Below are 1,269 nucleotides of genomic sequence, written 5' to 3'. Positions count from 1 at the left end.
GTACAGACATCTGCAAATCAATGGATTTGAACGTCATATCTGCTCACCCCTTTGCGCCATTCATCAATTTCAACCGTTATTTGGTATAAGGAATTAAGACGATATCCCCTTCGGAATAACGGAAGGTCACCCGCTGCGCTGAATCTTTCACAAACTTTGTGTACCTGCCAATTACAATTTTTGTTCCGCCAAATACAATATTGCTGACATCGATCTTCGATCGATCTGTGTTCTCCAGCGTTTTCTCTATCTCAAGAATACGGCTTCTCGTCTCATCATTCTCAAGCACGGTCTGACGTTTTGTGGCGGTCAGCTTAACGCGCAATGCCAGCTTCTCAGGAGTTAATTTCCCTGTCACAGCTAATTGATCCAAAATAACAAGCGCTTTATCCGTTTTATCTAAATTATCCATGTTCTGCCTTAACCTCGTTCTTAGCTCGAGCAGCTCCGAACGATATTCAGGGTTTACGCCTACTTCAATGGTTGTGGCTGTGGACATCGAGTTACCAATCGTTCGCGCGCTGACAAGGTCACCTGCTTGTACAAGTCCGCCTACGATCAATCCTTTAGCGCCAGAGCACACAACATTTTTCCCGGCTTTTACATGCGAATGCATGATGCTCTGAGATACCAGCACCTCTTCGCCCGCGATAACATTGCCTTCTTGTATAAATGAGCTCCGGACGTTTCGTCCAGCTTTTACAAAACCTTTGTTGCTTMCCAATATTCCGCCTGTAATTTCAACAGAGCCTTCTGATTCGATTTCTGCCCCTTCAACTCCGCCAATAACTCGGATATCGCCCGAAGCTTTAACCCTGAATCCGCTAAGAACATTGCCTCTGATGACTACTGTACCAACAAAATCAATATTGCCGACACTATAATCCACATCGCCGTTTACTTCGTAAACAGGAAACACATTAATTTTTTCTTTTTCAGTAAGCGAAATCAAGCCGTCAATTGCCGAATACATAGCCGTCTGCTCGTTGTTCAAAACGACATTTTTGCCTACTTTAAATCTAACGTGCTTGCCGAGCCTAGGTGCAATTTCTTCTCCCGTTACCGTCCTGCCAACAGGACCTGCTGTAGGCTCGAATCGCTCAGCAATCAATTGTCCACGCTTGACATTTTTCAGCTGAACAACTTCTTTAAAGTCAACCTTCCCATCTTCGAGCTCCGTTGGGGCGTTCACATTTTTATCCATATCATAAACTAGCTTCACATATCCGTCTTTACCAGGTGTAGGAGACTGCCCTTGCGCAACAAGTG

Annotated in this window: 1 protein-coding gene; it reads right to left on the bottom strand. The window is 44.7% G+C overall.

The window, feature by feature from the left end:
• Window positions 1-76 precede the first annotated feature (76 nt).
• On the bottom strand, window positions 77-1,269 hold a 1,193-nt coding region (locus AC1DSE_RS35415), incomplete at its 5' end, for a DUF342 domain-containing protein (protein ID WP_477529137.1).

This window comes from Paenibacillus sp. 01L418 (genome assembly GCF_056400045.1).
This window is presented reverse-complemented; position numbering and strand designations above follow the sequence as displayed.